General features: G+C 42.7%; 8 protein-coding genes. 1 reads left to right on the forward strand and 7 read right to left on the reverse strand.

The genetic code is table 11. From position 1 onward, the window contains the following. A partial coding sequence (locus LBQ60_00605; GenBank protein MDR2036401.1) for a TrkH family potassium uptake protein occupies nucleotides 1-249 on the reverse strand: 249 nt, incomplete at its 3' end. Between the two features lie 28 nt (nucleotides 250-277). Then, entirely contained in the window at nucleotides 278-1,615 is a 1,338-nt protein-coding gene (trkA, locus tag LBQ60_00610) for a Trk system potassium transporter TrkA (protein MDR2036402.1), read from the reverse strand. 160 nt (nucleotides 1,616-1,775) lie between these two features. On the opposite strand from trkA, the gene LBQ60_00615 reads away from it, so the two are divergent. Then, nucleotides 1,776-3,020, forward strand: coding sequence for an insulinase family protein (locus LBQ60_00615; GenBank protein MDR2036403.1), 1,245 nt, complete (start codon nucleotides 1,776-1,778; stop codon nucleotides 3,018-3,020). Nucleotides 3,021-3,024: 4 nt separating this feature from the next. Here the strand turns inward: LBQ60_00615 and LBQ60_00620 are convergent, their stop codons facing one another. The 5 genes from LBQ60_00620 to LBQ60_00640 form a co-directional block, all read right to left on the reverse strand. Further along, nucleotides 3,025-4,413 (reverse strand): MFS transporter, encoded by a 1,389-nt coding sequence (locus LBQ60_00620; GenBank protein ID MDR2036404.1) that lies wholly within the window; start codon nucleotides 4,411-4,413, stop codon nucleotides 3,025-3,027. A 509-nt stretch (nucleotides 4,414-4,922) separates the two neighbouring features. After that, nucleotides 4,923-5,753: a glycosyltransferase gene (locus LBQ60_00625; protein MDR2036405.1), complete on the reverse strand. Its 831-nt coding sequence runs from the start codon at nucleotides 5,751-5,753 to the stop codon at nucleotides 4,923-4,925. 2 nt (nucleotides 5,754-5,755) lie between these two features. Further along, nucleotides 5,756-6,976 (reverse strand): glycosyltransferase family 4 protein, encoded by a 1,221-nt coding sequence (locus tag LBQ60_00630; GenBank protein MDR2036406.1) that lies wholly within the window; start codon nucleotides 6,974-6,976, stop codon nucleotides 5,756-5,758. A gap of 3 nt (nucleotides 6,977-6,979) precedes the next feature. Further along, a complete protein-coding gene (locus LBQ60_00635) occupies nucleotides 6,980-8,008 on the reverse strand; it encodes a hypothetical protein (protein ID MDR2036407.1) in 1,029 nt (342 codons plus the stop codon). 37 nt (nucleotides 8,009-8,045) lie between these two features. Further along, a partial coding sequence (locus LBQ60_00640) for a hypothetical protein (GenBank protein MDR2036408.1) occupies nucleotides 8,046-8,930 on the reverse strand: 885 nt, incomplete at its 5' end.

The following is an 8,930-nucleotide window of genomic DNA, read 5'->3' on the forward strand; positions in this document are numbered from 1 at the left end:
AACGAATGCAAACAGGACCAATACCGTACTGACAATGATGTATCCCTCACGGCTGTTAATCTCTCTTGATGCCCCCTTACCAAATAGCCAGAAAGCTCCCCCGGTCACAACGGTGATCAGGGATGACAAAAGAAATGCCAGCAGATCCGACTCTCCGTATATCAATGATACCAATGCGGGAAACAACATCAATCCGCCTTCAATCATCAACAAAGCCCCTAATACATAAAGAATAAACCTGATATTCATATCATTATTACACTACACCGTGATGTATTTATTTGAAAAAGCTGCTGACTGTGTTAATAGCTCCCGGCATTGCAAAAACGACCACATGGTCGCCCGGCTGTATATGTGTATCCCCGGTAGCCACAAATCCTGATTTTCCCCGGATAACACCTCCGATAATTGCATTTTTGGGGAAATTTATATCATAAAGAGGTGCTTCAATGATTTTTGACCGGGGAGAAGCGACAAATTCCAATGCTTCCGCGTCCGTCCGGGCCAGGTGTTTGATCATCGAAACCGTTCCGGACAATGTATACCGATAGATATGTGCTGCTGCGATCAGTTTTTTATTAATGATGGTATCGATTCCTAGCTTTTCCGCCAGATTGATATAGTCCAGATTTTCTATTTCGGCTATGGTATGCCTTACTCCCATATTTTTTGCCAGTAAACAAGACAGTATATTAGCTTCGGAATCGCCTGTTACCGCAATAAAGACATCGGTATTTCTAAGACCTTCATCCAGCAGCAGATCGACCTGAGTGCCGTCTCCATGGATAATCAAGGCATTATGAAGGATGTCCGATAAATAATATGCTTTTTCCCGGTCGGATTCAAATATCTTGATCCGGTATCTTTTCCCCAGTTCCTTAGCGATTAGTCTTCCGATATGGCTTCCCCCCAGGATCATCACCTGATTCAATTCACCCTGGTTTTGTCCGGAGTGTTTCAGGATACTTTTGATCCCGGAAGTGTTGGTCACGACATATACCAGATCATCTGCTTTAAACCTGAATTCTTCATGCGGAATAATGGTCTCTCCTTCCCGTAAGACTGCAACCGCCCTGTACTCCATTTCGTAGATATTGGAAGCCTCACCGGGACTTTTGCCTACAATGGGTGCATTTTTCTCCATCCGGACAGCCAACATGGATAGCCTTCCTCCTGAAAAATCGACAATATTGGTCACCCCGGCCTGATGCAATACATTAGTCACCTCACGGGTTGCCACTTTTTCAGGATATACCATCGAATCGATCCCCAAACCGGAAAACATATCCCTGTTTTCATGGCTGATCAGTTCATTATCACTTACCCGTACTACCGTTAATTTCGCACCCAGCTTTTTGGCAATTATAGCAGACACGATATTGGTATCATCCGACGGAGTTACGGCGACAAATAAATCCGCCTTATCGGCACCAGCTTCCAGAAGAAGGCTTTTGGAAGTAACATTTCCTTCAAGTGTCAAAAGATCATAAGATGCAGACAAATCCTGCAAACGTTCTTCCTCCGAATCAATAATGACAATCTCATGATTCTCAAGGCTCAACATTTTTGCCAGATGAGTACCTACTTCACCTGCGCCTGCTACTACAATTCGCATAATATCAATTAATTAATCAACCCTTAATAGGGTCTGAAAATCAAAGCAAAGTAATGTATAATTTTCGATATCGGCAACGTTTTTCCCTGTTAAAACCAAATAACCATCCATCTGCTTATTGATTATTTTCGGTATCTTTGTTCCCTTAATACAATTAAAAATGATCGAGTTTGAACGTTTCGAATTACCGAACGGATTGCGGATACTGGTACATGAAGACAATTCAACACCGCTGGCAGCTTTTAACCTGATGTATGATGTCGGATCACGTGATGAGGATCCGAATAAAACGGGATTTGCCCATCTTTTTGAACATCTGATGTTCGGAGGCTCCGTTCATATCCCTGACTTCGACGGGGAAATGCAGAAAGCGGGAGGTGAAAACAATGCTTTTACCAGCAATGACATCACCAATTACTATTGTACCTTACCTGCCGAAAATATTGAAACGGCATTCTGGCTCGAATCGGATCGTATGTTGCAATTGGATTTCAGCGAACGAAGCCTTGAAGTTCAACGACAGGTAGTGATTGAAGAATTCCGGCAGCGTTATCTGAATCAACCGTATGGTGATATCTGGTTACTGTTGCGTCCTGAAGCATACCATGTTCACCCATACCGGTGGCCGACTATCGGAATGGACATAGAGCACATCCGGCAGGCAACCCTGGATGATGTCCGGTCGTTTTTTTATAGAAATTATGCTCCCAAAAATGCTGTATTGTCCGTAGCAGGAAATATCAAAACGGAACAGGTCAGGAAGCTGGCCGAAAAGTGGTTTTCCCCGATTGAACGACGTGAAATCCCTATAAGGAATTTACCGCAGGAACCTGTTCAAATTGACCCGGGAACCCTCTCCGTAACAAGGAATGTTCCGACAGACGCCATATATAAAGTATTCCATATAGATGGCTTATATACACCCGGATACTATTGCGGGGATATGATCACGGACATACTGGCTTCGGGAAAATCCGCCAGATTTTATCAACGGCTGGTCAAGGAAAAACAGATGTTCAGTGAAATAAACGCTTACATTACAGGAGATGCTGATCCCGGATTACTCGTCGTATATGGAAAGCCCATGCCCGGAATTTCCCTTGAAAAATCCGACACCGCTATTCAGATAGAATTAGATGAACTATCCTCGACCCTTCTTCCTTCTAAAGAAATCCAAAAATTAAAAAATAAATTTGAATCGGCTTTTATCCTGAATCATACGAGTATCCTCAATAAGGCCATCAACCTTTGCCGTCATGAACTGATCGACGATGCATCCGCATTGAATAAGGAGGTAGAGACATACCGGTCCCTTTCAGAAAAAGACATAAAGGAATATTCCGCCAAAACCTTCAGGAATGAGAACAGTACCACTTTATATTACCAGAAACAGGCAGCCGTTTAAAACTTTATTTTCCGGTTGACGGGTTACTGCGTACCAGGGAAGTATATACACCCAGGGCGCATACTACTGTAAGAATGCCGAAAGTATAACGCAGGCATTTCATAAATAACGGATAAACATCTGCAGTAATTTGTGTTTTCCCGATAAAAATGGAGATCATCATCATGGTAATTCCCATACTGATCGACTGTCCGGTCAGCCGCATAGTACCGGTAGTTGCCGAAGCCATACCCAGAAAGCGTGTTTCCACCGATCCCATAATTACATTCACGTTGGGCGATGAGAAAAGCCCAAAACCCACTCCCAAAAACAGAAGGATCAAGATCAAATATCCTATGTGCGTATCCGGCTGAAGAAAAAGCATGGCCAACAGGCAAAGTACAATGACCGCCATCCCAAGCGTAGCTATCTTTCCGGCATTTACCTTATCCGACCATCTCCCGGCCAGCGGAGAGATAATGGTTTGTATGATCGGCTGTGCGATCAGTATGAATCCGGCTTTTTGCGCATCGAACCCTTTGATATACTGCAGATACAGGCTCAACATAAAACCAATGGCAAATGTTGCGGCATAATTGATCAACGCAGCAAAAGACGACATACGGAATACACGGTTGCTCAAAAACATATTCATGTTGAACATGGGTGTATCCCGCCGTTTTTCATAATGGGTAAAAAACACGAACAGGATAATTCCGGCAACGATCATCAGGGAACCGGATATAGACGGCAGGGTGGAACAACCGTAAATCAATGCAGATAAACCGACCGCATAAATGAACATACCTGTCCAGTCGAATTTTTCCCCTTTGGCTTCGATCCACTCCCCCTTCAGGTAAAGAAGAATACCCAGTAGGGTCAGTAAACCCATTCCGGTAGAAACGAAAAAAATACTGCGCCACCCGAAATAATGCGTCAATATTCCTCCGATAAAAGGTCCCACAGCGATAGAGAAGTAAACGACAGCGGTATTGATTCCCAGTGCTTTTCCCCGTTCATTGGCGGGAAATACAGAAGTGATGATGGCCATACTCACACCGAAAAGCATGGCACTGGCAAAACCCTGAATAAAACGGGCTGCAATCAGGAAATGTCCCGAAGGAGTGAAGGCACAGGCAAGAGAAGATATGGAAAACAAGGAAACACCAATGGTCAGTATCTTTTTACGGCCGAACATATCACCCACTTTTCCCAGAGGGATCTGAAAAATAGCCGATGCCAGTAAAAAAGATGTGATCACCCACCCAAGAGCGACCGCATTCATGGATAGATCCGCTGCAATATGAGGTAAGGCAAGGTTTACCGATGAACCCATAAACGGAACCAAAGAAGCGGAAAGACAGACAACGGTAAGAACAGAATAACGATAGGCTTTAGGACGAGGAGGATTCATGTTATGTTTCTATTAGAATGCGGCAAAGTTACCTCAATAATCGGGAAATGCCATGCAAAATGAATGGCATTTCATGTGAATAAAATTTATTACGCTTCCGCTCCATGAGAACGCTGACGCTAAGTTGATTTTCAATGGTCACATGGAACCTTTAGCTCATCGATTCCACATGAATAATTTAATTTATCGATAATATCCATATATTATTGACTTCGTCGAACTCGTAAACTCGGTTCATCACGTTGGGTGAATAGTGATGTTCATGGATATTTCATCTCTTTATAATTTATTAAGCTATGTTACTCGTGAGATAACTCCACTAAGTTCGGTCCATGAGAACATTGGCGCTAAGTTTATATTTTAAGGTCAGATACCCACCCAAGGATTCAGCGAAGCTATATACGCCATAGATAATCATTACGGTTGATGAACAATAATGTTCATGGATATTTCACTTCCCTAGTCCCAGCCATTAAAATCCACACAATTACCTACATTACAGAAAATTTTCATTTGACAGAACCATCCATCTCCTGTAAGATCGTGTAAAATAAGGCAAAAACAATATCCGGTGAAACCAGACAGTCTTTTCTCAACTGGTCCATATTCGAACGTAAGTCCAGCAATGTTTTATTTGCCACTTTTTCCAACAGATAATCCAATATTTCATCTTTGATCAAAATGCTCTGCCGGATCATCTGTTCCCGGTTGACGGATGTCACTTGAGAGTCTGAAATCCTGAAGTATAGTAAACTTTGCGGCTCTATAAAAAACTTTCCACCCAACCGGGCCGTATCAAACCATAATTTATAGTCCTCGGCGCAAGGATAATCCTGATAGGTTAACCGGTTTTCTTCCAGAAAACGTTTACGGATCATTACCGAAGGATGTGCGATAAAATTTCCTTTTAGCATCTTTAATATGGGTCGTTCAATCAGGTATTCTCCGGTCTTAACCGGTTTCAAAGGAGCACCTCCCGGAACGAACGGTGTCGTCCAGCTAGCGCATACCGTTATTTCCGGCTTTTGCTTCATCCTTTTTAACTGTATCCTTAATCTTTCAATGTGCATCCGGTCATCAGCATCCATCCTGGCAATGTAATCTCCTTTGGAAAGAGACAATCCGCCATTCAGACTCCTGATAAAATGAGGCTCCCTGATTTCCAGCCGAATCCTCGGATCCTGGTATGAACGGAGGATCTCTACAGTCCGATCCGTTGAACCGTCATCCATGATCAATAATTCAAAATCCTCGAACGACTGATGCAAAACACTATCTACTGCTTCCCGGATATATTTCTCCCCGTTCCGGACAGGCATCAATACGGTAATTTCAGGCATAATCAATTCATTTTCTGATACATTTCAACTGTTTCGGCCATCATCTTATCTAAGGTAAACCTCTCTTCATACAGATCCCGGACCTGTCCGCTTAATTGTTCTCTTAATTCCCTCTCTTCCAACAACCGGACAATATTTTTCACAAAAATCCCCTCATCAAGTTTCAAACCGAAATCCCGGTCAAAACCCAAAGGAGTCAGTAAAGCCGTTTTTTCATGCTCAAATATCTCTGCCAGCGCATCTATCTCGGAAACGATCATAGGTACGCCATTCATGGCCATTTCTAAAGCCACATAACTGCATTGTTCATACAACGACGGAATAATGCCCATCGTACACCGGGCATAAAGATGGTACAATTCATCCAGTGTGATCTGCCCAAGAAAATGAATATCCAATTCGCCCGAATAGGTTTTCAGCCTGGTGAAATCCGACTGGGTAACACTTCCGGCCATTCTGACGACAAACCGGTATCCTTTTTCCTTTACATGTACCAAAGCATCCAGCATTTCGAATACGCCCTTCTCCTTACTGATTTTACCTGCATACAGGATTTCCGGAACCGGTTCATCCCTGCTGTTCCTGATGACATCTCTTTTCTCCAGGCCGTTGTAGATAATACTTATCCTATCCCGGTCTACCTGATGGATCTTTACCAGGTAATCCTTCGCAGCTTCCGATAAACAAATAATCCTGTCCGAAAGATCATATCGCACCGTGGAAGTTTCCGTCTCACCAAACAAATCATAGGCCTCATCCAGATATAACTGGTACAGCCGGTTGAAATGATCCGGATGAACGGTTGAACTGTATTTCCAGGGAATACAATGTAAATGGGTGACGGTTTTTCCTCCGAAATGATCTTTCATTTCTTCTGCCAGCTCTGATAAGAATAAATTATGGTACTGAAATATCAAGGGGGGCATTTTTTCCAGATACGGAGCTAATGTTTCAATGATTACTTTAAAGTACTTCTTCCTCCAGAAAGCATCTTTAAACAATAATTTACTTTTGATAAAAGGGATCGTAGCCGTTACCACACCGTCATCGTCCGCAGATACCGTTGAAAACAACCTGGTGGTATCATCCGTGAGAAATACTGTATGGGATTTCAAAAAACCATATGATCCCTTTTGGATACCCCGGGCATACATCTCCAGATACCGGTCTACACCCGTTTTATAACGCGGATATACCATGTGCAGGTGAACAATATTCATCATACGTTAATGCAATAATTCCATCAGATGAGGAGGAAATACACCCCGGTTGATTTCATCCCAATATATATAAAGTAACAATAACCTGCTGATTCCTGAACCAATACTGAAATCCAGCCCGTCGTTTGTCCGGATCAGCGGTACGATCTTCTTCTCCAACCTATCTGTCTCCTGATCCGTTATTGTATCGATGATCCGGCCGGCATCATCCCTGTAATCCATGCTCCGGTCAAAAGAATAAACCCGGTAGATGCTGATCACCATATCTATCCGCTGGCGGAATCCGAATGTGTCATACACCAGGTTTTTCATGCATTCACGGATCATTTTCTTTCCCTGGTCCGGACTTGTATTCCGGTTACCGGTAAGTTCATACAAATAATAATGCAAAGGGAACAAAGGGTAGTCAATAATGCTATCCGCTAAAACCATTTTTTCATGGATTTCGCTGATCTGATCGAATAACAGGTCGGTTTTTCCGGTATGTTCCACTGAATTCAGCATGGATAGCATCCCTGATGAAAGCCGGTAAAATGTCCCGGCATTTTTCGGTACGGTCTCACGGCCGATTTTCCTGAATATATCCAACATATAGGAGACCAGTACGGATTGCCTCGTTTTACGGATCCCGGGAGAATCCAAAGCGGATGTTTCCAGATAAAAATAATCATCGAGATAACGGAGCATTCCCTGCTCATTATATGGAACTTTCCGGATGGTATCAATGACTTCCTGATGCTGAGTAAAAAACAAGTCATCATCCACATTCAGCAATTGATTCCTGATCAGGTACTGCAGGGAAAAATCGATCCCTGCCTTTCCATTGAAAAATCCATTGTCTTTAAAATCATAGGCCAATACCTCCTGAAACAGATCAAAGGCATGGTCTTCAATCGATACATCCTTAAAAAAACGTGCCGACTCAAATAAAGTCAATGCAATACCCGCTTTTCCGGTAGAAAATCCGATTGAATCCGTGGTATACGCATTCTGTAATACCGCGTTGATTAATTTCCTTGCTATTTTTTCCGTCAACAAGGAGTAAATTTTATAAAGTTAATAGATCCGACCATCACTCTTTTCCCATACCGGCAGAGGTTATGATATTTAGAAGCCCACCCGGGTATTCTTCCGTAGGATAGGTAACATCCACATACTCTACATTTGTTGCAGGCGTGTTTCTTAATTTTTTCACCACTTCCAACAGATTACCCCTGACCAAAACCCCGTCGATTTGAACAGTGCTCATATATGATGCATTGGGGGGGATTAATCCCTTTAACAATCCCATCGAATTAATTACTAGCAACATATCATATTCCTTAATAAACATTTCAAGAATATATCTTTGTCCTTTTTGGTAATAGGGAGATCCATTATCAATAATACTAGGAACTTGCAAGGTACTATCCCAGGTAATAATACCAAGGTTTACATTGGCTGCTCCATGCACAGTAACATACCGAGTATCACCACCGAAAGCAACACAAAACACATAATCCCCCTGTTCGATATTGATCGAAAACTGCCTTCCTTTTGATACCTCTCCACGCCAGACAATAGAATTATCAGATAACTTGACCAGGATCGGATTAGCTGAAGGAGCAGGATCGATCATTCCCCGGATATTGAACCGTCCGGCACCGGGATTATTTTCAACAGTACGCAGATAACGGGTAGTCAACAAACGTATCAATCCCCCCGGATAAGATTCTGATGGGGAATGTGTCTCTATATATTTTACTTTTTTGGTGGATTTCTTTTTCAAATACTGAATCTGTTCCCAGAAATTACCCTGTACAGGCACACCGTCTATCTCAATATCCATAATACGTCCGGGTGGATCTTTGGCATAGAACCGGAAATCGGCAAATCCCAGATTCTTAAGCAGCGTAAACAGATCAAACCTGTTGGTGGAAGGATTCAATATAACGATCCGGTGTACCCCGCCCTGCTT

The sequence above is a fragment of the Bacteroidales bacterium genome (genome assembly GCA_031275285.1).
Taxonomy (GTDB): Bacteria; Bacteroidota; Bacteroidia; order Bacteroidales; family UBA4181; genus JAIRLS01.